Annotated in this window: 27 protein-coding genes; 8 read left to right on the plus strand and 19 right to left on the minus strand. The window is 66.0% G+C overall.

Annotated features, from left to right (window positions below; all coding sequences use genetic code 11):
* Positions 1 to 88: 88 nt before the first annotated feature.
* Genes QFZ94_RS02745 through QFZ94_RS02770 form a run of 6 tightly spaced genes read right to left on the minus strand, consistent with a single transcriptional unit; the run spans position 89 to position 7216 of the window.
* Positions 89 to 1414 (minus strand): FAD-dependent oxidoreductase, encoded by a 1326-nt coding sequence (locus QFZ94_RS02745; RefSeq protein WP_429455507.1) that lies wholly within the window; start codon positions 1412 to 1414, stop codon positions 89 to 91.
* A gap of 20 nt (positions 1415 to 1434) precedes the next feature.
* On the minus strand, positions 1435 to 1920 hold the full coding sequence (locus tag QFZ94_RS02750) for an aconitase X swivel domain-containing protein (RefSeq protein WP_429457683.1): 486 nt from the start codon (positions 1918 to 1920) through the stop codon (positions 1435 to 1437).
* 2 nt (positions 1921 to 1922) lie between these two features.
* Positions 1923 to 3209 carry an aconitase X gene (locus QFZ94_RS02755; RefSeq protein ID WP_429455508.1) on the minus strand — a complete coding sequence of 429 codons (1287 nt, stop codon included), beginning with the start codon at positions 3207 to 3209 and terminating at the stop codon, positions 1923 to 1925.
* Positions 3210 to 4127, minus strand: a complete 918-nt coding sequence (locus QFZ94_RS02760) for a TauD/TfdA dioxygenase family protein (RefSeq protein WP_429455509.1) — start codon at positions 4125 to 4127, stop codon at positions 3210 to 3212.
* The gene (locus QFZ94_RS02765) at positions 4117 to 5499 is read right to left on the minus strand and encodes an MFS transporter (RefSeq protein ID WP_429455510.1); all 1383 of its coding nucleotides are present in this window, start codon (positions 5497 to 5499) and stop codon (positions 4117 to 4119) included. The genes QFZ94_RS02760 and QFZ94_RS02765 overlap by 11 nt, the downstream gene beginning before the upstream one ends.
* A gap of 1 nt (position 5500) precedes the next feature.
* Complete coding sequence (locus tag QFZ94_RS02770) at positions 5501 to 7216, minus strand: dihydroxy-acid dehydratase (RefSeq protein WP_429455511.1); 1716 nt, start codon at positions 7214 to 7216, stop codon at positions 5501 to 5503.
* A gap of 88 nt (positions 7217 to 7304) precedes the next feature.
* Here QFZ94_RS02770 and QFZ94_RS02775 point away from each other — a divergent pair, with 88 nt between their 5' ends.
* The gene (locus tag QFZ94_RS02775; protein ID WP_368583635.1) at positions 7305 to 8267 is read left to right on the plus strand and encodes a LysR family transcriptional regulator; all 963 of its coding nucleotides are present in this window, start codon (positions 7305 to 7307) and stop codon (positions 8265 to 8267) included.
* 25 nt (positions 8268 to 8292) lie between these two features.
* Here QFZ94_RS02775 and QFZ94_RS02780 read toward each other — a convergent pair whose 3' ends face one another.
* Positions 8293 to 9255, minus strand: coding sequence for a universal stress protein (locus tag QFZ94_RS02780; RefSeq protein WP_368583636.1), 963 nt, complete (start codon positions 9253 to 9255; stop codon positions 8293 to 8295).
* Between the two features lie 523 nt (positions 9256 to 9778).
* Here QFZ94_RS02780 and QFZ94_RS02785 point away from each other — a divergent pair.
* Positions 9779 to 10699, plus strand: coding sequence for a hypothetical protein (locus QFZ94_RS02785; protein WP_429455512.1), 921 nt, complete (start codon positions 9779 to 9781; stop codon positions 10697 to 10699).
* A gap of 46 nt (positions 10700 to 10745) precedes the next feature.
* On the opposite strand, the gene QFZ94_RS02790 is transcribed toward QFZ94_RS02785, so the two are convergent.
* From QFZ94_RS02790 to QFZ94_RS02810, 5 genes are all read right to left on the minus strand, one after another.
* On the minus strand, positions 10746 to 11219 hold the full coding sequence (locus QFZ94_RS02790; RefSeq protein ID WP_368583638.1) for a ferritin-like domain-containing protein: 474 nt from the start codon (positions 11217 to 11219) through the stop codon (positions 10746 to 10748).
* Between the two features lie 36 nt (positions 11220 to 11255).
* Positions 11256 to 13337 (minus strand): transketolase, encoded by a 2082-nt coding sequence (gene tkt, locus QFZ94_RS02795; protein ID WP_429455513.1) that lies wholly within the window; start codon positions 13335 to 13337, stop codon positions 11256 to 11258.
* A gap of 266 nt (positions 13338 to 13603) precedes the next feature.
* Positions 13604 to 14149, minus strand: coding sequence for a cupin (locus tag QFZ94_RS02800; protein WP_410849265.1), 546 nt, complete (start codon positions 14147 to 14149; stop codon positions 13604 to 13606).
* Positions 14150 to 14201: 52 nt separating this feature from the next.
* Positions 14202 to 14378 carry a hypothetical protein gene (locus QFZ94_RS02805; RefSeq protein ID WP_176123809.1) on the minus strand — a complete coding sequence of 59 codons (177 nt, stop codon included), beginning with the start codon at positions 14376 to 14378 and terminating at the stop codon, positions 14202 to 14204.
* 68 nt (positions 14379 to 14446) lie between these two features.
* Entirely contained in the window at positions 14447 to 14773 is a 327-nt protein-coding gene (locus tag QFZ94_RS02810; protein ID WP_410849266.1) for a hypothetical protein, read from the minus strand.
* A 195-nt stretch (positions 14774 to 14968) separates the two neighbouring features.
* Between QFZ94_RS02810 and QFZ94_RS02815 the strand changes: the two genes are divergently transcribed.
* Entirely contained in the window at positions 14969 to 15205 is a 237-nt protein-coding gene (locus QFZ94_RS02815; RefSeq protein ID WP_368583642.1) for a hypothetical protein, read from the plus strand.
* A gap of 48 nt (positions 15206 to 15253) precedes the next feature.
* Here the strand turns inward: QFZ94_RS02815 and QFZ94_RS02820 are convergent, their stop codons facing one another.
* Positions 15254 to 15499 carry a DUF6723 family protein gene (locus QFZ94_RS02820; RefSeq protein ID WP_368583643.1) on the minus strand — a complete coding sequence of 82 codons (246 nt, stop codon included), beginning with the start codon at positions 15497 to 15499 and terminating at the stop codon, positions 15254 to 15256.
* Between the two features lie 172 nt (positions 15500 to 15671).
* Between QFZ94_RS02820 and QFZ94_RS02825 the strand changes: the two genes are divergently transcribed.
* Positions 15672 to 15971 carry a hypothetical protein gene (locus tag QFZ94_RS02825; RefSeq protein ID WP_368583644.1) on the plus strand — a complete coding sequence of 100 codons (300 nt, stop codon included), beginning with the start codon at positions 15672 to 15674 and terminating at the stop codon, positions 15969 to 15971.
* 108 nt (positions 15972 to 16079) lie between these two features.
* Here QFZ94_RS02825 and QFZ94_RS02830 read toward each other — a convergent pair whose 3' ends face one another.
* Complete coding sequence (locus QFZ94_RS02830; protein ID WP_368583645.1) at positions 16080 to 16754, minus strand: MarC family protein; 675 nt, start codon at positions 16752 to 16754, stop codon at positions 16080 to 16082.
* Between the two features lie 351 nt (positions 16755 to 17105).
* Between QFZ94_RS02830 and QFZ94_RS02835 the strand changes: the two genes are divergently transcribed.
* The 3 genes from QFZ94_RS02835 to QFZ94_RS02845 all read left to right on the plus strand — a co-directional run bounded on the left by QFZ94_RS02835 (position 17106) and on the right by QFZ94_RS02845 (position 19553).
* Positions 17106 to 17321 carry a DUF3311 domain-containing protein gene (locus QFZ94_RS02835; protein WP_013091742.1) on the plus strand — a complete coding sequence of 72 codons (216 nt, stop codon included), beginning with the start codon at positions 17106 to 17108 and terminating at the stop codon, positions 17319 to 17321.
* Positions 17318 to 18793 carry a sodium:solute symporter family protein gene (locus QFZ94_RS02840; protein WP_368583646.1) on the plus strand — a complete coding sequence of 492 codons (1476 nt, stop codon included), beginning with the start codon at positions 17318 to 17320 and terminating at the stop codon, positions 18791 to 18793. The genes QFZ94_RS02835 and QFZ94_RS02840 overlap by 4 nt, the downstream gene beginning before the upstream one ends.
* 109 nt (positions 18794 to 18902) lie before the next feature.
* Complete coding sequence (locus QFZ94_RS02845; RefSeq protein WP_429455514.1) at positions 18903 to 19553, plus strand: glutathione S-transferase family protein; 651 nt, start codon at positions 18903 to 18905, stop codon at positions 19551 to 19553.
* 12 nt (positions 19554 to 19565) lie between these two features.
* Here the strand turns inward: QFZ94_RS02845 and QFZ94_RS02850 are convergent, their stop codons facing one another.
* Positions 19566 to 20762 carry a diguanylate cyclase domain-containing protein gene (locus QFZ94_RS02850; RefSeq protein WP_368583648.1) on the minus strand — a complete coding sequence of 399 codons (1197 nt, stop codon included), beginning with the start codon at positions 20760 to 20762 and terminating at the stop codon, positions 19566 to 19568.
* Positions 20719 to 21474 carry a hypothetical protein gene (locus QFZ94_RS02855; protein WP_368583649.1) on the minus strand — a complete coding sequence of 252 codons (756 nt, stop codon included), beginning with the start codon at positions 21472 to 21474 and terminating at the stop codon, positions 20719 to 20721. The genes QFZ94_RS02850 and QFZ94_RS02855 overlap by 44 nt, the downstream gene beginning before the upstream one ends.
* A 579-nt stretch (positions 21475 to 22053) precedes the next feature.
* Here QFZ94_RS02855 and QFZ94_RS02860 point away from each other — a divergent pair.
* Entirely contained in the window at positions 22054 to 23121 is a 1068-nt protein-coding gene (locus QFZ94_RS02860) for an aromatic acid exporter family protein (protein WP_429455515.1), read from the plus strand.
* Positions 23122 to 23147: 26 nt separating this feature from the next.
* Here QFZ94_RS02860 and QFZ94_RS02865 read toward each other — a convergent pair whose 3' ends face one another.
* The 3 genes from QFZ94_RS02865 to QFZ94_RS02875 form a co-directional block, all read right to left on the minus strand.
* Positions 23148 to 23549, minus strand: a complete 402-nt coding sequence (locus QFZ94_RS02865; protein WP_429455516.1) for a cupredoxin domain-containing protein — start codon at positions 23547 to 23549, stop codon at positions 23148 to 23150.
* Positions 23550 to 23585: 36 nt separating this feature from the next.
* Positions 23586 to 24530 carry a metallophosphoesterase family protein gene (locus QFZ94_RS02870; protein ID WP_368583652.1) on the minus strand — a complete coding sequence of 315 codons (945 nt, stop codon included), beginning with the start codon at positions 24528 to 24530 and terminating at the stop codon, positions 23586 to 23588.
* Between the two features lie 170 nt (positions 24531 to 24700).
* Complete coding sequence (locus tag QFZ94_RS02875) at positions 24701 to 25660, minus strand: aldo/keto reductase (RefSeq protein ID WP_429455517.1); 960 nt, start codon at positions 25658 to 25660, stop codon at positions 24701 to 24703.
* Positions 25661 to 25705 lie beyond the last annotated feature (45 nt).

Below are 25705 nucleotides of genomic sequence, written 5' to 3' on the forward strand. Positions count from 1 at the left end.
GGCGCGGCAGTGGGTGCTCGTCACGAGCCTCCTAGCGGAGCTCGCGCTGCACCTCTTTGGTATTGCCGCGCCGCCGGCGGGTCGTGCGTCAGTTCTTCAGATGCGGCGGATCGATGCGATCGACGTTGTCCGCGAGCCGCTCGCGCAGCCTGCCGCGATCGATGTCGTGGACACTGCCGCCGTCGGCGAGATCGAACGCGTGCGCGGCCGCCGCGCCCATCGCGATGCACGGACCCATCACCCGCACGCTCGACAGCGCGGTCGCATCCGCGTCGATGCAGCGCCCGGCGGCGATCAGGTTGTCCGCGTCCTTCACGACGAGGCTGCCGAACGGCACGGTATGCAGATGGTCGTCGCCGAACGGCTTCCATTCATAGCCTTCGGCGCGATCGTGCAATTCGATCGGCCACGACGTGCGCGCGACCGCGTCGGGAAACTGCCGGGCGGCGATCACGTCTTCGGAACTCAACTGCTGCGCGCCGACGATCCAGCGCGTCTGCCGGATGCCCGGCAGACCGTAGCTGCGGATGTGCGCGTTGCGATAGATATGCGGATACTCGCCGCGCAGAAACTCGAACGCGCGGTCCGCCTGGTCGCGGCCGACTAGCGCCGTATGCGACGCCGCCATCGGTTCGAGCGGCGTCTCGATGTGCGTCATGTTCGCGATGCCGATATTGCGGCCACGGAAATAGAACACGAGCCCGTCCTTGCGCTCCAGCCCGTACGCGTGCGCCTTTTCCTCGACGCGCTCGCGAAACGCGGGCGGCGTCGGCAGATCGGTTTCGTCGAGGTTCTCGAGCACGATCATCTGCGTGCCGCGAATCGGCGTTTCCGGCTCCTGGCAGTCGAAGCCGGCCAGCCACGTGAGCGCCGCGTCGCCGCTCGCATCGACGAAGCCGTTCGCCGCGATGCGCACGTCGCCGTAGCGCGTCGCGACTTCGAGCTCGCGCACCCGCCGCCCTTCGCGCACGACGTCGCGCAACACCGCGCCGAGCACGACCGTGATGCCGGCGTCGAGGATCTTCTGCTCGATCCAGCGCGCGAGCGCGACTTCGTCGTACAGCACGACGGTCGTCAGCGGCCCTTCCTTGTAGTGCAGCGCGCCCTTCTCGCCGAGATCGCGCAGGATGCCGTCCGCGATGCCGTGCGTCACCTGGAAGCGCTGCGGCCCATTCGAGAACAGCCCGCAGAACGTGCCGATGATCGAGTTGACCGCCTGGCCGCCGAGCGCGGGCAGGCTGTCCACCAGCACGACCTTGCGGCCAAGCGCGGCCGCTTCGAGCGCAGCCGAGGTGCCTGCGATGCCCGCGCCGACGATGCACACGTCAGCGTCGAGTTTCCAGCCCGTCGGTTGGCCGCCGCGGCGGACGATACGAGTACCAGTCTTCAAAACATTTCCTCCTTGAAAAACCATCGCGGTTGCGCGCGGCGAGATCAGGCGCGGCTGCGTTTGAGCACTTCGACGACGCCACGCTCGGCATCGACGCGCACCCAGTCGCCGGTTTCGATCACGTCGAGCGGATCGATGTCGAAGTCGGTCAGCGACGGCGCATGGCTCACCACCGCGCCGAGCGCGATCTTCGTGGTCATCTCGTTGAACAGCATCGCGGCCGGCGCGGTGCCGGCGATCCGCGCGATATGGAACTGGCTCGACCAGCCCGACGAGCCCTTCGCGCCGGGAAACACCAGCACCTTGTTCGCGAAGCTCTGGCCGCGCAGTTCGTGACGGGTCTCGATGATCGTGCCGGTGCGCGGGTCGATGCCGCCCCAGCCGGAGATGCGGTCGCGCGTGACGAGCGCCTCGCCCTCGACATAGCCGCCGACCACCTTGCGGCCGCGCAGCACGATCGGTGCGGCCGGCTTAGGTGCGGCCGGCTCAGGTATGGCCAGCTCAGGCGCGGCCGGCTTCTCGTTGTTCATGCTCATGCAGCCAGCCCTCCAGTCCAGCGGCCGCTCACCGCGGCCTCGATGCAATCGGCCGTGGTGCCGAACCAGGCCTGCACGCCCATGATCGCGGGCAGGTAGTGCGCCTGCTTCGCCGAGTCGAGCGCGACGACGCGCGTGCCCTTCGGCATCACGCGGCCGATCGCCGAGCAGGTGTCGGTCATCAGCACGCCGCCCGCGTCCTCGATCAGCTTCGTATAGCCGGCCTGGTCCGCGAGCTGACGGGTCGCGCGCGCGGTGAAGATCCACAGTTCGGTATTCGCGCCGATGCGGCGGCCTTCGAGTAGCTGGCAGACCTCCCAGATCTGCTCGATCGAATAGTGCGGACAACCGAGCATCACGAAGTCGACCTGCGCGTCTTTCGCGGTGGTGTTCACGCGCTCGTACGCGAGGCGCCGCTCGGCCGCGCCGTAGCGAATCGTCTCGAGCGGCTTGCGGCCGCGGAACGCTTCGACGCGCGTGCGCGCCTCCGGTGTCTGGCCGACGATGTGATACATCTCGACACCGCCCGAGGACGCCGCGGCCGCGCCGAAGTGCTTGAGCTTCGGCAGGTTCGGCACGTCGCGCAGCCCGTCGATCACCGGAATGCGGTCCTGCACGAGCTCGCCGACGTAGTAGCCGAGCAGCCCCCAGTCCTGCACCGTTTTCACGTCGATGTCGAGCTCGATCAGATGCGTGCCGCCGCGGTTTTCGTCGAGGTGCAGACCCCAGTACGGAATCTTGCCGGTCAGCATCGCGGCGCCGGTGCTCTCGCGCCCTTCCGCGTTGGTGCGCGCGCCGAGCACCGCGTTGATGTAAATGACGGCCGACGATTCCATCCACGCGCAATGCTCGCCGCGCACCGGCACGTTGCCGGTCAGGTACGGCGCACAGGTGTTCAGCGGCTGGATGCCGAGCCGCCCCGTGAACGCCTCGCCCTGGCGGTACAGCTTCACGACCTCGCTGTCGATGCCCTGACGCTGCGCATGCTGCGGGTCGAGCCCCTGCTGCAGATGGCTGCTGAACACCCTGGCCTTCGGCACCTCGACCACCTCCGGACTATCGAGGTTGAATTCGGAAAACACCGCGTCGAGACCGCCGTGCTTCGCCGCGTAATCGCGCAGGAACGGCATCGTCGCGCCGACCGTGCCGCACACGTTGTTCGTGTCCACCAGCCTCGGCGCGCCGAGCGCCTCGCCGTAGCGCACCAGCAGATCCATCGCGCGCTGCACGGCCGCGCCGTCGCGGCCGTCGAGCATCGCCCGTTCGTCGTCGTTCAGCTGCATTTAGCTCACTCCGTGGGCAGGTTCGAGTTGCTCCGCTTGCGGCGCCGCGTGCCGGTCGATGTCCACCGTCGTCGCGCGCCGCAGCTCGCGGCGCACCGACAGATCGTGACGGCGGCCCCGGTGCAGCGTGCAGCGGTTGTCCCAGATCACGAGGTCGCCGGGCTGCCAGCGATGCGAATACACGAAGCGGCGCGCGGTCGCGTGTTCGAGCAGGTCCATCAGCAGCACGCGTCCTTCGGCAAGCGTGCGATCGGCGATATGCGTCGCGTGCGCGCCGATGAACAGATGCCGGCGTCCCGAACCGGCGTGCTCGCGCACGAGCGGCCAGCGCACCGGCGGCAGCGCGTTGCGCTGCTCTTCGCTGTAGTCGGTGTCGCCGAGCAGGAAGCGCGAGTGCAGCGCGTAGTGCTCCGCTTCGAGCCCTTCGAGTTCGCGCTGCTCGCGCGGCTCGAGCGCATCCCACGCGGCGCGCATGTCCGCGTATTCGGTCTCGCCGCCCGACTCCGGCACGACCACCGCGTGCAGCATCGAATAGCGCGCGGCCGGCTGCTGAAACGAGCTGTCGCTATGCCACAACTGGTTCGCCAGATTGCCGACGATGCGCCGGTGCGCGCGGTCCGCGATCTGTCCGGACTCGTCGACGTTCGAAATATCCGCGAGCTCCTGGTACGCGAGCCGCGCATGCGGACGCGCGACGCGCTTGAAACCGAGATCGAGCGGCCCGAGCGAGCGCGCGAACGCGAGCTGCTGGTCCTGCGTGAGCGGCTGAGCGCGGAACACCAGCACCGCGTAGCGGTTCATCGCGGCGTCGATCGCGCACGCGAGCTGTTCGGAAACCGGCGCCGTCAGATCGATGCCGCTGGCGAGGCCAACGAAATCCGGATGCGCGGCGTCAATGGGCACGACTTCAAGCGACATGGGCTGCTCCTGTTTGAGAGTTGTCCGGCGCGGCATCGTCGCGGCGACGATGCAGACGGCCGAGAGCGAACGCGAGCACCGCGACGAACGCGACCGGCACCGCGCCGAGGAAGAACAGTTGCTCGACCGGCAGATGCGCGGACATCAGCATCCCGCCGATCACCGGCCCGGCGATCGCGCCGATCTTCTGGATGCCGACCGCCGCGCCCGTGCCTTTCGCGCGCAGCGCGGTCGGATAAACGAGCGCCGCGACCGCGTTCAGGCCGAACTGGGTGCCGACCACCGTGAAGCCGGTCAGGAACACCGCCGCGACCAGCATCGGACCCGGCAGCCCGGTGCCGAGCAGCGCGACGAGGGGCGTGCCGACGAGCGGCAGCGCAGTGATGATGATGGCGCCACGTGTGTCGACGAAGCGCATCAGCGCGAGGCCGCCGAGCGTGCCGCCAAGCTGGAACATCGTCGATACGAGCGCCGCCTCGCGCGGTGCAAGGCCGACGCTTTCGATCAGCACCGGCAGCCAGCTGCTGAGGAAAAACAGCGCCATCGAGTTCGCGATGTACACGGCCCACAGCACCGGCGTCAGCGCGCGCAGCCGTCCCGCGAACAGCAGCCGCAGCGAGCCGTCGCGGCCGTCGCCATGTGCGTCACCGCCCGAAGCGCCGCCGGTCACGAAGCGCGCCCCCGGCGCGACGTGGAAACCCGGCGCGATCCGCGCGACGATTCGCGCCACTTCGGCGTGACGCCCCTTGAGCGTCAGAAAGCGGATCGACTCGGGCACCGCGAACCACAACATCGCGCTCGACACGAGCGGCGCGATGCCGCCGATCACGAACACCACCTGCCAGCCGAACTTGGGCACGAGCCAAGCGGACACGAGGCCGCCGACGCTGCTGCCGATCGTGTAGCCGGTGTACATCAGCGTGACCCACGTCGCGCGCCAGCGCTTCGGCGCGAACTCCGTCGTGTACGCGATCGCGTTCGGCACCACGCCGCCGATGCCGATGCCCGCGAGGAAACGCAGCACGAGCAGCTGGTCGAGCGCGGTGGCGCGCGACGCCGCGAGCGTGAACCCCGCAAGCACGACGCTGCCGATCACGATCATGCGCTTGCGGCCGAGCACGTCGCCGAGATAGCCGAGCACGAACGCGCCGATCATCGTGCCGAACACGAATGCGCCGAACACCGGGCCGAGCACGCCGTGCTCGAGATGCCACGCGCGGCTCAGCGCCGGGGCCGCGAAGGCCATCGCAGCAAGGTCGTAGCCCTCGGTCATCATCATCACGCCCATCGCGACGATCAGCAGCATGCCGAAGCGGTTCGTCTGCTGACGCTCGATCACCGTGCCGATGTCGATTACGGTCTGGTCGCCCATCTCAACGCTCCCGCGCCGGGCGGTCCGCGCCGAGCACCGCGCCTTGCGGCATCGTGCCGACCGTCGCGCGATAGATCTTCAGCCAGCCGGTGTCGTTGACCGGCGCGGGACGCTGCCACGCGGCGCGGCGCCGCGCCAGCTCGGCTTCGCCCACCTTCAGATCGCAGACGCGCCGCTCGAGGTCGATCTCGATCGTGTCGCCGTCCTCGACGAACGCGAGCGGTCCGCCGGTCGCCGCCTCCGGCGACACTTCCGCGACCACCAGCCCCTTGCAGACGAGGCCGGACAGATGCCCGTCGGTCAGCATCGCGACCTGCTCGGACAGGCCCGCGCCGTCGATCGCGAACACCACGCGCGACGCACCGCCGCCCATCGCCGGGCCGCCGCACACGCCCGCGCCGCGCATCACGACGACCTTGCCCGGTTGCACGCGGCCATCCTTGATCGCCGCGATCGCATCGTCGGAGGTGGAGAAGCAGATCGCCTCGCCCGTGAAGTGGCGCTGCTTGGTCGGCGAGATGCCGAATTTCACGATGCCGGCTTGCGGCGCCAGGTTGCCGCGCACCAGCACGATGGCGGGATGGTTCGCGAACGCGCGCTCCAGCGGGCGGATAACGTCGTCGTCGGCGATCCGGACATCGGCCAGGTTGTCCTTCACCGTGCGGCCGGTCACCGTCAGCGCGCCGGTGTCGAGCCACGCTTCGAGCCGCTTCATCACGCCGCGCCCGCCGCCCGCCGCCTCCAGTTGCTCGATCGTGTGCGAGCCGACCGGACGCACGCCGGTCAGCACCGGAATCTGCGCGGCGAATTCCTCGAACAGCGCGTACACGTCGACATCGAGCTGGCCTTCGGCCGCGACCGCCTGCAAGTGCTTGACCGTGTTGATCGAGCCGCCGACCGCGAGCACCGTCTTCACCGCATTCGCGAACGCGCCGCGCGTGAGGATGTCGCGCGGCTTCAGGTCGTCGCGCACCATCTCGACGATACGCGCGCCGGCTTCGCGGACGAACGCGAACATCCTGTCGCTATTGGCGGCGACCGGCGTGCTGCCGGGCAACGACATGCCGAGCGCCTCGCTGACCATATGCATCGAGTTCGCGGTGCCGAGACCGGAGCACACGCCCGGCCCGCGAACCGCGTTCTGGCTCATGCCGATCAGGTCTTCGACGGGCAGCTTGCCGGTCAGCGTATGCATCGCGCCGACGAACACGTCCTCGATGTCGACATGCTCGCCGCGGAATTCGCCGCTCGGCTGATAGCCGCACGCGACGACGATGCTCGGGATGTTCAGCCGCGCGGCGGCCATCAACTGGCCCGGCACGGTCTTGTCGCACGACGCGAGGCACACCATGCCGTCGAGCTGCGCGCCTTCGACGGCCACTTCGATGTCGTTCGTGACGAGGTCGCGCCCGGCCAGCATGTACGCGCCGCGCGCGCCCGCGCCGGTGATGAAGTCGCTCGGCGCCGCGGTGCGGATTTCGAACGGCAGCGCGCCCGCCGCGCGGATCGCCTGCTTTAGTTGCGCGGCGATGCCGTCGAGGTGGCTAAAACAGGTAGCGAGTTCGGACGAGGAATTGACGATGGCGATCTTGGGCTTGTCGAGGTCTTCCTCGCTGATGCCAAGATTGCGCCATTGGGCGGCGCGCACCGCGCCGAGATAGGAACCGCGCGGGAAATTGCTGCGCAACGGGCGTTGCGGCTTGCGTCCATCGGACATGGCGTCTCACTCCTTTGTTGTGGAAACGATGTTAGGAAGCACGATAAAATCCGTCAATTATGTGACATCGATAGGCATCATCCAAACCATGGATATTCGTCAGGTCGACCTGAATCTGTTGAAAGTGTTCGATGCGCTGCTGAAAAAGCGGCATGTGACGCAGGCGGGCGTGAGCATCGGGCTCAGCCAGCCGGCAATGAGCTATGCGCTATCGAAGCTGCGTGAGCTGTTCGAGGACCCGCTGTTCGTGCGCACGGGCCGGGGTATGGAGCCGACGCCGCGCGCGCAGGCGCTCGGCGATCCGGTTGCGCGGCTGCTGGATCTCGTGCAGACCGAAATCCTGCCGATGCCCGAATTCCGTCCGGCCGAGTCGTCGCGCAGCTTCGTGCTGTGTATGTCGGACATCGGCGAAATGGTGTTCCTGCCGCGCCTGCAGAACTTTCTCGACAAGACCGCGCCGCACGTGAGCATCAAGACGGTCGCGCTCAGCATGCCGGAGTTGGAAGAAGGTCTGGCGAGCGGCGACGTCGATCTCGCGATCGGCTACTTTCCGGGTTTGAACAGCGAGTCGCTGAAGCGCAAAGCGCTGTACCGGCATTCGTATGTGTGTATCGCGCGCGAAGATCATCCGGAAATCGGCGACACGTTGTCGCTCGATCAGTACCGCGCGGCCGCGCACGTGATGGTGCATCCCGAAGGCCGCGAGCAGGACGTGCTCGCTCGTACGCACGAACGCCTCGGGATTCGCATCAACGTGCGCTTCAGCGTGCCGCGTTTTATCGGCGTGCCGTTCGTCGTCGCCGGCTCGGACATGATTGCAGCGGTGCCTCAGGCGGTCGGGCGGCGCTTCGCGGAGTTCGTGAACGTCAAGCTGCTGCCGCTACCCTTCCCCGCGCCCAAGTACGACTTTTATCTGCACTGGCATCCGCGCTTTCATCACGAGCCGGCCAACCGCTGGATCCGCGATGCGATGAGCGAGCTGATCAAGGGGCCGATGCAGCACGAGCCGTTGCCGAATACGAAACGGACGCGCTTGAACGCGGCGCTGTAGCGCACGCCGTTACGGCGCTACGCGCTCACGATGCGGCAGTGGCGTCGCTCGCGTGGATCAGCAGAATTGGCGTTTGCGTGATTTGCAGGACCCGCCCAGCGACGCTGCCAAGTATCCAGCGTGTGATGCCGCGCCTGCCATGCGTACCCATCACGATCAGTTGCGCCTCCCAGCCGCCCGCCTCGCGCACGATCGCATGCGCAACGTCATCGTCGGTTCGGTTCGTCCTGACGAGCGCCGTCGAGACCCGCGCCGACACGCGCGCCAGAATCGGCTCCGCAGCGGCTATTGCCTCGTTGCCTTCGCCGACGAACGAGTCCTCGAGCGAATCGATGGGGATCCAATCGGAGAGTCGCACCGCGCGATCGATCACATAAACCGCTCGCAATTCGGTGCCGGACGTAGCGAACCGTATGCCGTACTGCAACGCGGACATCGACTGAGAACTTCCATCGACCGCGAACAGGATGCGTTCGGGCAGCTCGCTATGCGTCGTGCTGTAGCTCTGCGGAACGACCAGCATCGGACAGCGCAGACGTCTCGTCAGCCGTTCGGACACCGTACCCTCGGCCCAACGCTGCAAGCCTTGATGTTGACGCGCGCCCACCACCATCAGGTCGGCTCTCCATGTGTCGGCCGCATCGATCAGGGCATCCACGACGTCGTTACCCCGTTTCGCGAGGTCGATGACTTCTGAGTCGATACGTGCATCACACGCGGCTAGCGATCGTGTCGCTCGTTCGAGCGCCTCGACCGCATCGCGGAGCAATTCGTCGCGCGCCAGATCCAGCATGTGGCCGACGCGCCGGCCCGTCGGAAAAAGCGTATGGGGATTCTCGGCCACGCTCACGAGGCGGACGTCGCATCCGGCGGGAAGGAGGTTTCGCGCGTAGTCGAGCGCCTGTCGAGAGGCTTCCGATGAATCGACTGCGATCAACACTCTGCGCGGCAGCGTCGAGATGGCGTCGCGTGAATGGAGAGAATTCATGGTTGGCTCCGTACTCGCAGGTTTGCAGCGTTCCGATCACCATCCTACTGCCGAAGACTCGTGGTTGGTTGATCAGGATCAACGGCTGCGGGTCGATGGTCGATTAGGCGCGGCGTCGATTCCAGGCGGCCAGTTCCTGCAGATGCGACAGGGTTGGACCTGGCCACGAGGACGTTTCTGTCTGCGCGAGATCCCACACAACACACGTCATTTAGCCCGCTGAAATCCCCAATGCCGTCGACCTTGCATTCCGGTCCTGGCAAATTACCCTTCTAAAGCTAGCCGTTCGGGATTGAATGTACTGCTCTGAGGTGCGTTCCGACCACCCACGAGCACAGCTCGTCTGCTGTTATCTCTTCAGGAACTCCGACCATGCCCGACCGGCAAACAATCATCACGCAGCTCAAGGAGCTCGGCCGCGGCCAGCTCGAGAACTTCAATATGTCCGAGCCGCAGCGCAAGGCGAACGCGAAAACCGGTGCGTTGCCAGTCGCGGGCTACTCGCCCGACAATGGCTACTGTCATGGCGTTTGCGTGGACTGGATCCGGCGCGTGTTGCAGGGCGGCGCGGCCGCGCTTCGGCCCCAACCCGGAGAACAACGCCAAGGCAAGCTACGACTACCATACGCGGCGGCAGGGGCAGGCGAAGCGGCAGGGGTACGCCTGGGCCAGCTTCGACAAGATCAGCAACCACTACATCGATCTCGCGAATGTGCAGAAGCAGAGCAACAAGGCTGCCTACGATCAGGCCTACGACAAGTACGTCAATGACTATCAATTGATGTCTGACGTGTACCAGCAACTGATTAGCGATTACAACGACCACATGTACCTCGGTGAGGCACACCAGGTGCAGATCGGCTACGGCGCCAAGCTGCAGAAGATTTTTCCGCAGTTGAAAACACCGCCGGCGGTGCTCACAGTGCTTCAGCTCGATCAGCTTTCGGAGAGGGTCCTGGAGAGACACAATGCACTGGAGGCACCGGTGCAGGCAACAGCGCCGTCACTCTCGGACACTCACAAGAGTAGCTTCGCCGCCTTCACGAAAAACATCGACGCGAAATTTCCGAAGAAAAGGAAGTTCGGCGGCATCGCGCTGCTGCAGAAGAGCCCGATGAAGCAGTATGGTTCACTGCTAGCGGCGATCGAGGATGTGACGAACCCCGCGCCGACGGACTTGTCGATCGGCCGCGCAATGACGCTCGGGTTCGGCATGCAGAATGGCAACGAAGACTCTGGACACGCAGTCGCCCTCTACTGGCATCCGGGTGACTTCTTCATCCTGCTGGACCCGAACTACGGCATGTTCATCTACGAACGGCTCGCCGGCGCGAAGTCGGTCGGCTCGGCGCTGAGTTACCTGTTCGGCACCGCTTACCCGGAGCCCGGCGTAGTGGTGACGAATGGCGTCGACTACGAGATCTACGCGAAACGCGACGCCTGAGCGGCCCCTCTGCGATGCCCCGCTCATCGCACAGGGCCGTCCACGATCAAGCCCGGGGCGCTTGCCGTTCCTCCGACGTCATCATTTCCCCCGGGCGGCGCAGCATCTTGTCGACCTCGCCCGCGTGCATCTCTTCTACGTGGATCATCTGACGGGCGAACTCCTCGAGTGCCACCGAGCGGTCTTCCACCAGCGCCAGCAGGTCGCGATACAACTGCAACGCGACATTCTCGGCTTGCAACGACTCGCGAAGGATCGAAGCGATATCGAAGGTATGCGAGTCGAGCAGAGGACCGATCGCCAGCGACGGATAGGCGCCCAGCGTGGTGATCCATTCGCCCGCCTGCTGCGCGTGCAGCAACGATTCATCCGCCTGAGCGCGCAACCACTCCCTGATCGGGATACGTCCGAATCCGAAAACAAGGAACGAATAGTGCGTATATCGGACGACGCCGGCCAACTCGGATTCGAGAATCCGGTTCAGCACCGCAACCACGTCCTCCTTATTGATCTCGGCCATTTGAACTCTCCTTTCACTCAAACCGTCGCCGCACGCTCAAGCACCCTTCCCCTTCTTCACCCGCTCGATCTGCTGCTTCGCCGCCTGATACACCGCATCAGGCGTGAAACCGAACTTCTTCTTCAGATCCGCAATCGGCGCCGACGCGCCGAACGTATGCATGACGACCTGCGCGCCGAGCCGCCCCGTATACCGATCCCAACCGAGCGACGCAGCCTGCTCGACCGCGACGCGCGCCTCGACGTCCGCCGGCAGCACCGACTCCTGATACGCGCCGTCCTGGCGCTCGAAGATGTCCCACGACGGCATCGACACGACGCGCGCCGCGATGCCCTCGCTCTTCAGCTTCTCGTACACGTCGGCGCAGATCGACAGCTCGCTGCCGGTCGCCATCAGGATCACCTCGGGCTTCTTGCCATCGGGCGCATCGGCAAGCACGTACGCGCCGCGCTTGACGCCGCTCGCTGACGCATAGCGGCTGCGGTCGAGCGTCGGCAGCGGCTGGCGCGACACGACGATGCACGCCGGCCGATGCGGCTGCGTCAGCGCGACCCGCCATGCTTCGGCCGCTTCGTTCGCATCGCCGGGACGCAGCACCGTGAGGCCGGGCACGCCGCGCAACGATGCGAGCTGCTCGATCGGCTGATGCGTCGGACCGTCTTCGCCGACGCCGATCGAATCGTGCGTGAACACATAGATGGCCGGCACTTCCATGATCGCGGACAGGCGGATCGGCGGCTTCATGTAGTCGCTGAAGATCAGGAACGTCGAGCCGTACGCGCGCAGATTCGAAAGCGCAAGCCCGTTGACCACCGCGCCCATCACATGTTCGCGAATGCCGAAGTGCAGATTGCGGCCGCCATAGCTATCCGCCTGGAAGCTGCCGGCGCCTTCGAATTTCAGGTTGGTTTTCGTCGACGGCGACAGGTCCGCCGCGCCGCCGATCATCCACGGCACGCGCGCGGCAATCGCATTGAGCACCTTGCCCGACGATTCGCGCGTCGCGATGCCCTTCGGGTCCGCGTCGAAGCTCGGGATGTCGTTGTCCCAGCCCTGCGGCAATTCGTGCGCCTGCATCTGCGCGAATTCGCGCGCGAGATCCGCGTACTGCTTCTTGTAGCTGTCGAACTTCGCCTGCCATTGTTCGCGCGCCGCCTTGCCGCGCGCGCCGATGCCTTGCGCGAAACGTTCGTGCACGCCCTCGGGCACGTAGAAGAACTTGTCCTCGGGCCAGCCGTAGAACTTCTTGGCCAGCGCGACTTCGTCGACCCCGAGCGCTTCGCCGTGCGCGGACGCGGTGTCCTGCTTGTGCGGCGCGCCCCAGCCGATGATGCTGTGGACCACGATCAAAGTCGGCCGGTCTGTCACGCTCTTCGCCTCGATCAGCGCCTTTTCGAACGCGGCGGTGTCGTTCGCGTCGCCGACGTTCAGTGTGTGCCAGTTATAGCCGTGAAAGCGGCTCGCTACGTCGTCGCTGTACGCGAGGTCGGTATGGCCTTCGATCGTCACGCGGTTGCTGTCGTAAATCCAGATCAGGTTCGACAGCTTCAGATGCCCCGCCAGCGAGGCCGCCTCGTGCGAGATGCCTTCCATCATGTCGCCGTCGCCGCACAGCGCGTACACGCGGTAATCGAACAGCGGCGCGTCCGCGCGGTTGAAGTGGTTCTCGTACCAGCGCGCGGCCATCGCCATGCCGACGCTATTGCCGAGCCCCTGGCCAAGCGGTCCCGTGGTGGTCTCGACGCCGGTTGTCATCCGGTACTCGGGGTGGCCCGGCGTATTGCTGTCGATCTGGCGGAAATGCTGGATGTCGTCGAGCGACACGGCCGGCGCGCCGGTCGGCTTGCCGTGCTCGTCGACGGCTTTCACGTTGGCCAGATGCAGCAGCGAATACAGCAGCATCGATGCATGCCCGACCGACAGCACGAAGCGGTCGCGATTCGGCCACAGCGGCTCGTCAGGGTCGTAACGCAGATGGTGTTGCCACAGGTGATAGGCGATCGGCGCGAGCGCCATCGGCGTGCCGGGGTGGCCGGAATTGGCCTTCTGCACGGCGTCCATCGACAGCGTGCGGATCGTGTTGATGCACAACTGGTCGAGGGAGGGATCGTTTTGCATGGGACGCTCCTTGTTCGGCAATTCGGGAGACGGCCGACGCACACCGCTGAGCGCGCGGACGGATCGGCGCATCGTGTCGACATGGAAAACGCGCGCGTCCGGGCGTGTCCCCAGGGACGCGAAGCCGCACGTGGAACCGCACACGTGCCGAAGTTACTGCCGAAAGCGCGCGGGAAAATCGCGGCGAAGCCCACAGATGATGCGCCTAACCGCGCAACTCTGCACGCCACCCCGCAACAGACCGGCTGCTTCGCGAACGACGAAGTTCACGCCGCCTGCAGCCAAAGCTCGACCACCGGACCATGCTTGCCGTCGATCGGATCGAGCGGCGGAAACGGCAGCGCCAGCATGTCGGTGAGTTCCTGCGGCGTCAGCGCTTCGCGGCGGATGTCCCACTGCTGCCCCAACGGATAGCCCGCCACCACCTGAAAATGCGGCTCGAACGATTGCAGACAATGACCGGTGCCAGCCGGCAGCAGCAGCACGTCGCCCGCATGCAGCCTCACCACCCGTCCGCCCGGTCCGCCGACGATCACTTCGGCGCTCGCGTCGGTCACGCCGAGCACCTCGTGCGCGGTCGCGTGAAAGTGATGGAAGTCGAAGATGCTGTTGCGCCACTGCGCGGGCCATGCATTGCGCTCGAACAGGATTTCGAACGCGGCGGGCAGATTGCCGCTGCCGGGCGACAGCGCGCGCCGGTACAGCACGACCGGCAGCTTGCTGTTGTTCGGCACCCAGTCGTGCGGTTCCAGCATGAAAGCTTCGTATTCGGTCTGCGCGGCGTCGAAGCCGTGCTTTGACTCGTTGAACATGTTTGCTCCTGGCTTGTGATGCGGTTGCCGCGAACCGGCGGTCCAGCGTCGGCTAGCCGCCGCCGATCCCCTGCAGCACCTTGCCCGTGCCGCCGCACACGGTGCAGCGAGCACCGTCGACCTTGCCGGTGCCGTGGCAGGCGCGGCAAATGTCTTCGCCCGCGCCTGGTGTGTTGGGCGGCGCTTCGTCGCCGGGGTTCATCGATTCGGTTGAATTGTCCGGTTGCATGCGCTTTCTCCGGTTGAAGGTTGAAGGATTGGATGCTCGGGCTGGCTCGCAACGCACCGCGTCATTGCTCAACCCGGCTGCTTGCGATGCGATTCGCGCCCGCCGCCGCCCGGCGGTTCGGCGTGCTCGCCGGTGCCGAGCGGCACTTCGGCGCCGTGCCGCGGGCTCTCGCTCGAGCGTGGCGGATTGGTCGCTTTATCCACGCCGGTCTGCACGACCGGTTCGATGCCGAGCGGACTCGGCTCGACGTAGTGGGTGCCGCTCGGTTTGTTGCGGGCCTTGACTTCGTCGGACACCGCGGGCGCGGCGCGCTGATCTGGCCGCGCGGACTGCTCGCCGCCTGGTGTCGCGCCCGGCTGCTGGGTGTCGGTGTTGGTCGATTGGGGATCTGGCATCACGCCCTCCTCGTGGGTTCTGCCGTCGATTCGCGTTGTGACGCGGCATCTCGAACGGGCACCTGGTTAATGCAGCAACATTCGAGCCTTGCCGCCGAAGTCCGAGTGCAGCGCGACAGGCACGGCCATTGCGATTTCGATGGCGGTAGCGCGGCACGTTCGCTTTGTAAAAAGTAGAACCCAAAGGAGAACCCCATGAGCATCACGACTATTCGCGTATCCGACACCGAGGTGCAAGTCGAGCGCACGCTGTACACGTTCGCGCAAAAGAGCGACGCCGATGCGTTCCAGAACTGCCTCGTCGAGGGTCCGGTCGACACCTGCTATCGCGATCATCCGCCGCTGTCGACGCGCCCCACCGTGCCCGACGAACATCCGGACGATCCCGCGCGTGGCAGCACGATTTCGCCGTCGCTCGGCGGGATGCCTTGATCGCGTCTGCGCGTGTTGCGGGACAAGCACCACACCGGCTGCGCGCGCTCAGCCTTCGGGTGCGGCGCGATCGGCCGCGACGATCTCGCGGCCATACGCAATCGCGGCGCGGCGAGCTTCGTCGGCGGTCGCATAGGGGCCGATCTGCGGTGCGCCGTCGAACGGAAACAGAATTCGCCTGTCCGCTTTCCTCACGACCCTCAGTCCACCTATGTATCGGCCGTCGCCTGTTCCGTGATAGCTGGCGAAAATCTCGAACTCGTCGTCAGCAACGTCGGCCTTGTGTCGCGCCATGTGCGTTCCTCTGCCTGTGTTTTGCGGGGGGATGTCCGATGCGAGCCGGGCGCGCGCGGTCATCGCGATGCGGCGTGTGCGAAGTTTCAGCAAGTGGTGTTCCACATAACGGCACCCGTCGCCATGCGGCACGAGCATTGCGCGTCTGAACGAAGACTTTGTGGAGACCCTGATGGATTTACCTGACACGAGCCGGCAAGCGCCCCGTGCAATCGGGACATTCGACCTGGACGCACGACCCCTGACGCGGATTTCGATGCAGTCGCCGCATCTGCATCTGCATGTGCCGACGCCGCCCGAGGTCGACCCCGAGATCCCGCCTAAGACGCCGCCGCCGAACATCGACCCCGATCCGGTCCCGGACGACCCGCTCGGCGACCCCCACGAACCACCGGAAGGCGACCCGCCCGCGGCACCGCCGCCGTTGCACGCATGGCGCCGGCGTCTGCACGGAGATCGAAGCTTGCCATGAGCGCGCCCGACCTGGACGACAACCTCACTGTCTATCGGCGCGCGACACAGAGCGGGACCACCGAATGGTGGCGCGTGACGATGCGAAGAATCTTCGCGCGACGCGGCGTTACGGGGTGGCCGCCCGCATCGTCGCGATCGGAGTCAGGAATTCGGACACGCCGGTCAGGATGATCTGCACGCCGATGCACAGCAGCAGGAACGCCGACACCCGCAATGCGACCTTGGTGCCCTCGACGCCGAGATAGCGCGCCAACACGGTCGCGCGGCTATAGATCAGATAGACGCAGACGGCCACCGCGAACGTGATCGCGACCGACGCGATGCCCGAGATCACGAACGCCGACAGCTTGTGCGTGCGATTCGCGGACAGCGCGATCGCGGTCGCGATCGAGCCGGGCCCAGTGGTCAGCGGCACGGTGAGCGGAAAGAACGCACGGGCCTTCGCGGTCTCGGCATCGACGCGCTTGACGTCCGTCTGCTCGGCCGGCGTGTCCGGTGCATTGAGCATCTGCCAGCCGCCCACGGCGAGCGCGAGCCCCCCGCCGATGCGCAACGCCTCCATCGAAATACCGAAGAAATGCAGGATCGGCGTGCCGATGAAGAACGCCACCAGCAGCACGCAGGCGGCGTTGATCGCGACCTTGCGGGCAAGCGCGTCGCGCTCGTCGAGCGTCAACGATGCGGTCCGATCCAAAAAAACGAACGCGCCTCCGAACGGATTGATGATGCTGATCATGCCAATGAAACCGAACATAATGTCCGAGATCAGACTTTCGACCATGTGCTTGTCCGTGTGTCTACGTGTGCCTGCATGTTCTCGCGCGGGTTCGCGCCTGGGCGCGGCGCCGGTCATGAATCCAGCCCGCCTCGCGCGGTCCGGAAAATGCTGCAATGCTCGCAGATCCTATCGCGGCGCGCCAGTCGCCCCAGTAAAAAAGCCGCGCGATACCTGGCGCGTCACGTCGCGTCCCGCTTTGCACCGCAGCATTCCGCGCGGGAAAGATGCAATTGCAACGGTCGCAACCTCACATTTATTTTGACCGACTTTACGGGAGCGAAGCATCCGGCATACAGTCATCAGCGAAGCCGGAATTTCAACGACACATAACTACTGGTTCGAGGAGTTGCCCGCATGCTTCTTCGTGTACTTGCCGCGTTGCCGTTCATCGGCATTCTGGTCGGCGTTACGTTTGTCAATCGGGTCGAGCCCATCGTGCTCGGCATGCCGTTCGTGCTGGCCTGGATCGTCATGTGGGTGGTGTTGAGCGCGATCATCATGGCGATCGTCTACAACCTCGATCCGTCCAACCGGCGCGTCGCCGCCAATGGCGAGGAGGTTCGCCCATGAGCGCACTCGTCATCATCGCTGCCGTTACGCTGTTCGCGCTGTTCCTCGGCGTGCGCGCGAGGCGCGGCCACGACATGAGCCTCGAGCAATGGAGCGTGGGCGGCCGCAGCTTCGGCACCGCGTTCGTGTTCCTGCTGATGGCCGGCGAAATCTATACGACCTTCACGTTCCTCGGCGGCAGCGGCTTTGCGTACGGCAAGGGCGCACCGGTCTACTACATCCTCGCGTACGGCACGCTCGCGTACATCCTGTCGTACTGGATGCTGCCGCCGATCTGGCGCTACGCGAAAGCGCACCGCCTCGTGTCGCAGCCGCACTTCTTCTCGCGCAAATACGAAAGCCCGGCGCTCGGCACGCTGGTCGCGCTGGTCGGCGTTGCCGCGCTGATTCCATATCTGGTGCTGCAATTGAAGGGCCTCGGCATCATCGTCGCGACCGCGTCGTATGGCGTGATCTCGTCGACGGCGGCGATCTGGATCGGCGCGATCGTCGTGACCTCTTACGTGATCGTGTCGGGCGTGCGCGGCTCCGCATGGAACTCGGTGGTCAAGGACCTGCTGATTCTCGCGATCGTGCTGTTCCTCGGCATCTATCTGCCGCTGCATTACTACGGCGGCTTCGGCGCGATGTTCCGCACCATCGACGCCGCCCGTCCCGGCTTCCTGACCTTCCCGGCGCACGGTTCGAGCGTCGTGTGGTTCCAGTCGACGGTGCTGCTGACCGCGCTCGGCTTCTTCATGTGGCCGCATACGTTCGGTTCGATCTTCACGGCGAAGGACGAGCGGATCTTCCGCCGCAACGCCGCGATCCTGCCGCTCTATCAGCTGATCCTGCTGTTCGTGTTCTTCGTCGGCTTCGCGGCGACGCTGCGCGTGCCGGGCCTGAAGGGCGCCGACATCGACCTGTCGCTGTTCCGCCTGTCGCTGCAGACGTTCGATCCGTGGTTCGTCGGCGTGATCGGCGCGGCCGGTATCCTGACCGCGCTGGTGCCGGGATCGATGATTCTGACCTCGGCCTCGACGCTGCTCGCCAACGACGTCTATCGCGGCATGGTGAACCGCAAAGCGTCGGATGCATCGGTCGCGATGATCGCGCGCGTCCTCGTGCCTATCGTGGCGCTGGTCGCGGTCTTCTTCACGCTGAACGGCGGCGAAACCATCGTCGCGCTGCTGCTGATGGGCTACAGCTTCGTCACGCAACTGTTCCCGGCCGTGATCTGCAGCCTGTTCCCGCACAACCGCGCGACGAAGCAAGGCGCGTTCTGCGGGATCATCGCGGGTGTCGCGGTGGTCACGCTGACCACGACGCTGCACTGGAGCGTCGGTCAACTGATGCCGTTCCTGCCCGAGGCGCTGAAGGACGTCAACATCGGCTTTCTCGCGCTCGCGGTGAACGTGATCGTGTTCGTGATCGTCAGCGCGGTGACGCAGCCGAGCGCGGCCGAGCAGGAGAAGCACGCGTCGGTGCATTGAAAGACAGCTACGGCTGATGCATCTGAAGGGGCTGTTCGCTTCGGCGACAGCCCCTTATTCTTCCGGTTCACGGTTCGACCGCTCATCCCTCGATCCACGGAGCCCCGACATGTCCTACGTTCTCTACTACTCGCCCGGCGCGGCCAGCATGCCCGTGCACTGGATGCTGCTCGAAATGGGCGTGCCGTTCGAAGCGCGCCTCGTCGATATCGACGCGGGCCAGCAGCATGATCCCGACTATCTGCGTTTGAATCCGGCCGGACGCGTGCCGACGCTGGTCGTCGATGGCGTGCCCCGGCATGAATCGGCCGCGCTGCTGATGCTGCTCGCCGAGCGCCACGCCGACGCCGGGCTCGCGCCCGCGCCCGGTTCGGCCGCGCGCGGCGAATGGTTCGAGTGGATGATCTACCTCGCGAACACGCTGCTGCCCGCAATGCGCGACTGGTTCTACGCCGGCAGCGACGGCGACCCGGCCGGCGCCGACGCGGTGCGCGCGCTCGCGCAACGCCGCATCGAAACAGCGTGCGAGCGGCTCGACGCGCATTTCGCGAGCGGCCACGCGTACCTCGCGGGCGATATGCTCAGCACCGCCGATCTGCTCGCGCTCGTACTGATGCGCTGGACCCGCAACATGCCGCACCCGGCGACGGTGGGCTGGCCGCATCTCGCGGGCTATATCCGCAGGCTGCGCGCACGGCCGGCGTTCATCGAACTCAATGAGCGCGAGAAGCTGACCGAGTGGCGCAACGAAGCTCAGTAACGCCCGGCAGCTTCACATCGTCGCTTCCCTGCCCGTCTGCGCCGCGAACGCGAAGCCGTTCTTGCCGTCGCGCTTGACCTGATACATCGCGGCATCGGCGGCGGCGATCAGACGGCGGTGATCGTCGACGTCGTCGGGGTAGCTCGCGATGCCCACGCTCGCGCGCACGCGGCCGATTCCCATCTGCTCGTCGGTCTCGACCACGCAGGCCATCAGCCGGCGCGCGATCTCGGCGAGCTCGTCATCGCCGGCGAAGGTGCGCACCAGCACCGCGAACTCGTCGCCGCCGATGCGCGCGACCAGATCGCCTTTGCGCACCGACGCGCGAAACCGCTCGGACACCGCGGCGAGGAACTCGTCGCCGGTGCGATGCCCGAACGAATCGTTGACCTGCTTGAAGCCGTCGAGGTCGATATACAGCACGGCGAGGCGCGGCTCGACGGCCGCGGTCCGCGCATTCCTGGCGGCGGCGTCGAGCGCGCCCAGCAGCTTGCGGCGGTTCGACAGGCCGGTCAGCGAATCGTGCAGCGACGCCAGTTCGAACTCGTGCGACTGCCCCGCGAGCTGGCGGTTGCGCTTCGCGTACATGCCGAGCGCGGTGATCAGCATGCAGAACAGTAACGCGGCGAGCGCGATCAGCGTGCGCGCGACGTGCGCGACGCGCAGCCGCACGTCGGCGCTCGACGCATCGCGTTGCGCGCGCCAGTAGGCCGAGACGCTGCCGAGCACCGCCGCGACGGCTTCGGGCGTCGCCTGGGTCGGTGACATCGACGGAATGGGCGGCGCCGGCGACGGACTCGCGTTGACGAGCGCCGCGAGCGACGCGAAACGCCGCGCGAGTTCCGCGCGCGCCGCGTCATAGGCCGGCACGAACGACGCGTCGTGGCTCGCCGGAGTGTCGGCCATGCGCTTCCACGCGGCCAACTGTTCGCGCGCGCTGTCGACGCGCTCGACGGCTTCGAGCACGAGGCCCGCGTACTCCTGCTTCAGCTGATCGGAAAACACCGTGCGCATCTGCGTCGCCACATACAGCAGGCCGAACAGCAGACACAACAGCGCGGCCACGGCGACGCTCGCGGGCCCCGGCCGGAAGCGCCACACCGGCGCGCGCGCGCGCGCGGCGCCGCGCAGCCCCGCTTGCCCCGCTGACCCGGCGAGCGCGTGCTCAGGGGTGGGAGTAGGGATCTCGTTGCTGTCGGCCGTTGTCATGTTGACGATAGCTCACGCGTCGAAAGAACTGTCCGATCCGCGCAAACAGACCGCCGTTGTGCTGCGACGACGCGCGCCGCTCCTGCTGCGCGACGCGCGTTTCTTTCGCATGTTGACCGCCCGCGGGCTTCGCGGTCGAATTCGCGACGTGCCGCACGGAGCGCGGCGGTGGCGTCGGAACAATCGGGGCGGTGGGCGGGTCGTCCGACAGACCGGCCGACAGATCCGCCGAGGCATCGACCGGCGTATCGGCCAGCGCGGCGGTGAGATTCGGGTCAGGCGTACTCGGGTGGATCTGACCGGACCACACGGCCGGGTTGGTGTCCTCGAAGCCGCCGTTCGCGCCGGCCGTTGCGAGCGCGACATCCGACGCGGTGGGCTGCGCGGCTGATTGCGCGGTGGCGGGCGTGGCGGCCTCCTGCGGCGCGTGCGCGACGGCCACCGTCGGCACCGCGGGCGCCGACGAACCGAGCGCCTGGCGTGCGCCCGCGATGGCATCCGCGTAGGTCTGCTGATCCTGGTTGAACCAGACACCGTAGGCGACGGTGCCCATCACGCCGAAGGTCAGCGCGCCGGCTGCCGCGAGGCACAGCGCGAGGCGGCCGAAGCGCGGCGGCGGTACGCCCGATTCGTCCGTGCCGTCGGGTTCGAAAGAGGAACGGCTGTCCGTGGTGGAATGACGCAAGTCGGTATCGTCGGGATCGGTAGCCATCGCAATACGCTCCGGGTATGCCACTTCCTGCTGACAAGCTGGCGCACTGGCGAGCCGCCGCGTAAGCCGCGCTCGCGGGCTGCCGCCGCACGCAATGCTCAATGAATGTAACCCTGTCGCGAACGGCCGACAACACAGCAGCGTTGCGTTTCCGCCTCGCTTCCAGGTGCTTCAAACGACGCCGTCAGACACCGCGTGAGTTGGCAAAAAAGTGCGCAAAGCTGGTAAAAACTCCAACTCCGCTAATCGCTCGACAGCCAGCCCCCCGCCCGCCGTCACCGCGACGCCCGATGCGACGCGGGTTCCGCGAAACGCGCCATCGCGGTCGCCGTTTCGCATGCAACAAGCGGGCCTGAAGGCGCACTCATGCGCGACCCCGATAGCGCCGCTTGAAACCCTCGTGAGACAGAGCGCCGCGCGCCCTTAAGCAGCATCGCGCGAACCTGCTACCGTGCGAATTCCCAAAGCCGTTCGCGCCCGGTGGTAAGGTCACCTGCCGCATGTCGCGAACGCGCGCCATGCCTCACCCGGCCCGGCCTGACGCGGCCCCGGCCCACCTCATCGGTCAGCATGAGAATCATGTCGAACAGGTATCAGCACAAACCACTCACGCCGTTGCGCCGCGCGCTCGCGCGCTTTTCTCTTTCAGAAACCGCCAAGTACACGAAGCTGACGCTCGGCCTGTGGATCGGTTTCGGCATCCCGTACCTGCTCGGCTTTCCCGACGCGGCCGTGCCGCTCGCCGGTTCGACGATGCTGACGCTGGCGCTCGGTAGCTCGATTTCGGCGGCGCGAAGCTACTTCTACAAACGGGTGTTGTCCAACGTGGTGGCGATGCCGATCGGCACGCTGCTGATCTGGCTGACCGCGCCGCACCTGTGGATGGCTGCGGCGCTGCTGCCGCTGGTGATCTTCAGCATCGTCGCGCTGCGGCCGTCGCTGTTCCAGATGACCAGCATCACGGTGCCGATCACGCTGGTGCTCTATACCGGCGAACATCTGCCGCTGCTCGAACAGCGCCTGATTGGCGTGGTACTCGGCATGTTCCTCGGCTTCGTGATCCAGCAGATCGCGTTTCCGCCCGATCACGGCTATTGGGCGAACACGCTCGTCAACGACGGCAACGAACTGGCCACCGATGTCGTCGCGCAACTAGCCGCGGGTCAGCTCGACAAAGCGCAGATCAAGCCGGCAGCCTCGAAGCTGCGCACGCTGAGCACGAACCTGAAGCAGGCGCACCTGCTGCTGAAGACCGACCTCGAGCAGGCGTGGGTGTCGCCGCATCTGAAGCGCAACGCGGCGCGGCTGCCGGTGTTCGCGTGCTATCAGGAGACTTTCGATTCGCTGGTCAACTTTCTCGAAACGATGGACACGTTTCACGATCAGTTCGCCGCGCTCGACGCCGGCTGGCGCGAAATGTTTCTCGCGCGGCTCGCGCGGCTCGTCAGCGCCCACCGGCAACTGGCCGAGGCGGCGGACCTGCGCGTCGAGCCTGCGCCGCTCGACGCGCCGCCTCTGCATATGGAGGACCTGCGTCAGCTGACCGAGGACCTGCCCGCGTCGAACGTGTTTACGAGCGTGTACCTCGGGCATCTGACCGGCTACGGGATTCTGCTGTGCCGGTTGAGCGAGCTGCATACCGCGTGAGCGGCGCGGGTCGTCCGGTTCACCGCTCATTGCACGGTGATGGTCGCCCTCATGTTCGGATGGATGCCGCAGAAGATCTTGTACACGCCCGGTTTATCGAATTTGAATTGATAGGTGTCGTCCTGATCGAGCGCGGCCGAGCGGAACAGCCCCGCGTCGTTGACCACGGTGTGCGGCTCGCCGTCGAGATTTTTCCATGTGACCGTCGTGCCCGCCTTGACGGTCAAATCCGTCGGCGTGAAATTAAAGTTTTTCATGAACATCGCGTTAGGCGTCGATGCGACGGTCTGCTGCTGCGCCGCCTTCATCGGCATCGGCATCTGCATCGGCATGGTGGTTTGCGCGAAGCCGAGCCCCGGCGACATCGCCAGGAGCGCGGCACTGCCGAGCGCAACTGCGAGTACTCGGCCCATCAGCTTGGTAGGCATCATTGATCTCCTCGAGCGTAAAAGTAGCGGGTGCGGTCAGGCGAGCGTCGTGTCGTCGAGCGTCGCCTTCAGCGGATGACGCGCGATACTGACGCTCGTCACGCCGAGCATCTTCGGCAACTGGTCGCTCGCGACCTTCAGCGGCCCCGGGCCATCGCCCTGGCCGGCGGTCGGTTGCGGATAGGCGGTCGAGCGCGCGGTATGGAACGTCACATTGCCTTCGACCTTCGTCACGATCTGGTGAATGTGACCGTTCAGCACCGTCACCGAACCGAAGCGCTTCAGATAGTCCATCGCCTGTCCGGCGTCACCGGTGCCCCAGCCCCACGGCTCGTAGATCGTCCACATCGGCATGTGCGCGAACACGACCACCGGGGTGCTCGACGAGCGGCCTTTCAGATCGTTTTCGAGCCATTCGAGCTGCTCGCTGCCGAGACCGCCGAGGCCGTTCGGCTTGAAATGCATCACGTTGACGAGACCGACGAAATGCACGCCCTGGTGATCGAAGCTGTAATAGCCGCGGTTATCCGACGCCTTGCCGAAACGGCTGAAGTACTCGGTGCCGGGGCCGTCGGTGACGTCATGCTCGCCGGGGACCGTGTGCAGCTCGGTGATCTTCAGGCCCGACATCAGCTGCGCGGCCAGATCGAATTCAGAGGGCTTCGACAGGTGCGTGATGTCGCCGGTGTGAATCGCGAGCGGCGGCCGCGACGGCATCGCGTTGACGTAATCGATCGTCTGTTTCAGCGTGCCCGCGACGTCGGGATTCGCTTCCTTGTTGAAGCCGATATGCGTGTCGCTGATCTGCAGGAAAAGCGGCGTGCCCGCTGCTGGCGTCGCGGTTTTGGCGTCGGCCGCGAGCGCGAGTTCGACCGGCGTCAGCACGCCGCCCGACAGCATGAACACCGTGCCCAGACCACCGAACGCAAGACACTTCAGCGCGCCGCGACGCGCCGGATCGAATGAATGTTGTGACGACATGATGACCTCACGATAGGGATTCGCCGAACCACCCGGTTCGTGAGGCATGACTGTCGTGTCGCGGGTTTTATTCCCGTGTTGTGTGGCGTTTGCGGGACGCGGCGAGTGTATGCAAATGGAAAGCAGCCAGTAAACGCCGTGACGGATTGCACACTGGATTGCGCATCGCGTCAGCCGCTGACCGCCGCGACGATCCGCGCGCGCATCGCGGCGTCGGGCAGCGGACCCGATCCCGCGCGCACGTTGTCCGCCATGTATTGCGGCCGCCCGGTGCCCGGAATCACGACGGTCACCGCCGGCTGCGCGAGCACGAACTTCAACAGAATCTGCGCCCAGCTCGTGCAGCCGATTTCGGCGGCCCATGCGGGCAGCGGCGTTTTTATCACGCGCGCGAGCAGACCACCACCGCCGAACGGCTGATTGATCACGACGCCGATGCCGAGTTCGGCCGCGAGCGGCAGGATGCGTTGCTCAGCCGCGCGATCGTCGGCGGCGTAGTTGATCTGCACGAAGTCGGGCTTCTCGCTTCGCATCACCGCCGCGACGTCGTCGAACGCGCTCGACGTGTAATGCGTGATGCCGAGATAGCGAATCCGGCCGCGCGCTTTCCAGTCGCGCAAGGTCGCGAGCTGTGTGCGCCAGTCGAGCAGATTGTGGATCTGCATCAGATCGACATGCGGCTGCTGAAAACGCCGCAGCGATTCCTCCATCTGCGCGATGCCGGCTGCGCGTCCCTCGGTCCAGACCTTGGTGGCGACGAAGGCCTTGCGATGCGCGTCGAGCTGAGTGAGCAGCGCGCCCGCGACCGCTTCCGACGAACCGTACATCGGCGAAGAATCGATCACCGAGCCGCCCGCTTCGAACAGGATGCGCAGCACCTCGGCGAGTTGGGCGCGCGCGGCGGCATCGTCGCCGACGTCGAAGGTGCGCCACGTGCCGCAGCCGATCACGGGCAGCGCTTCGCCGGTGGACGGGATCGCGCGGCGGTTCATGCGCGGTAAGGTGGTATCGGCTTGCGCGGGTGTTTCAGTCTGCGCGGAGGTGACGCGCGATAACGCGAGTGTTGCCGGTAACCCGAGCGCCGCGCGCAGAAAGCGGCGGCGGCGAGCGTGGTTCGACGAAAGTGCCATAGCGGGTAGCTGCCCTCGTGCATGGAAGTTCGACCGTCATCGCAG

The sequence above is a fragment of the Paraburkholderia sp. JPY465 genome (assembly GCF_050436725.1).
Taxonomy (GTDB): Bacteria; Pseudomonadota; Gammaproteobacteria; order Burkholderiales; family Burkholderiaceae; genus Paraburkholderia; species Paraburkholderia youngii.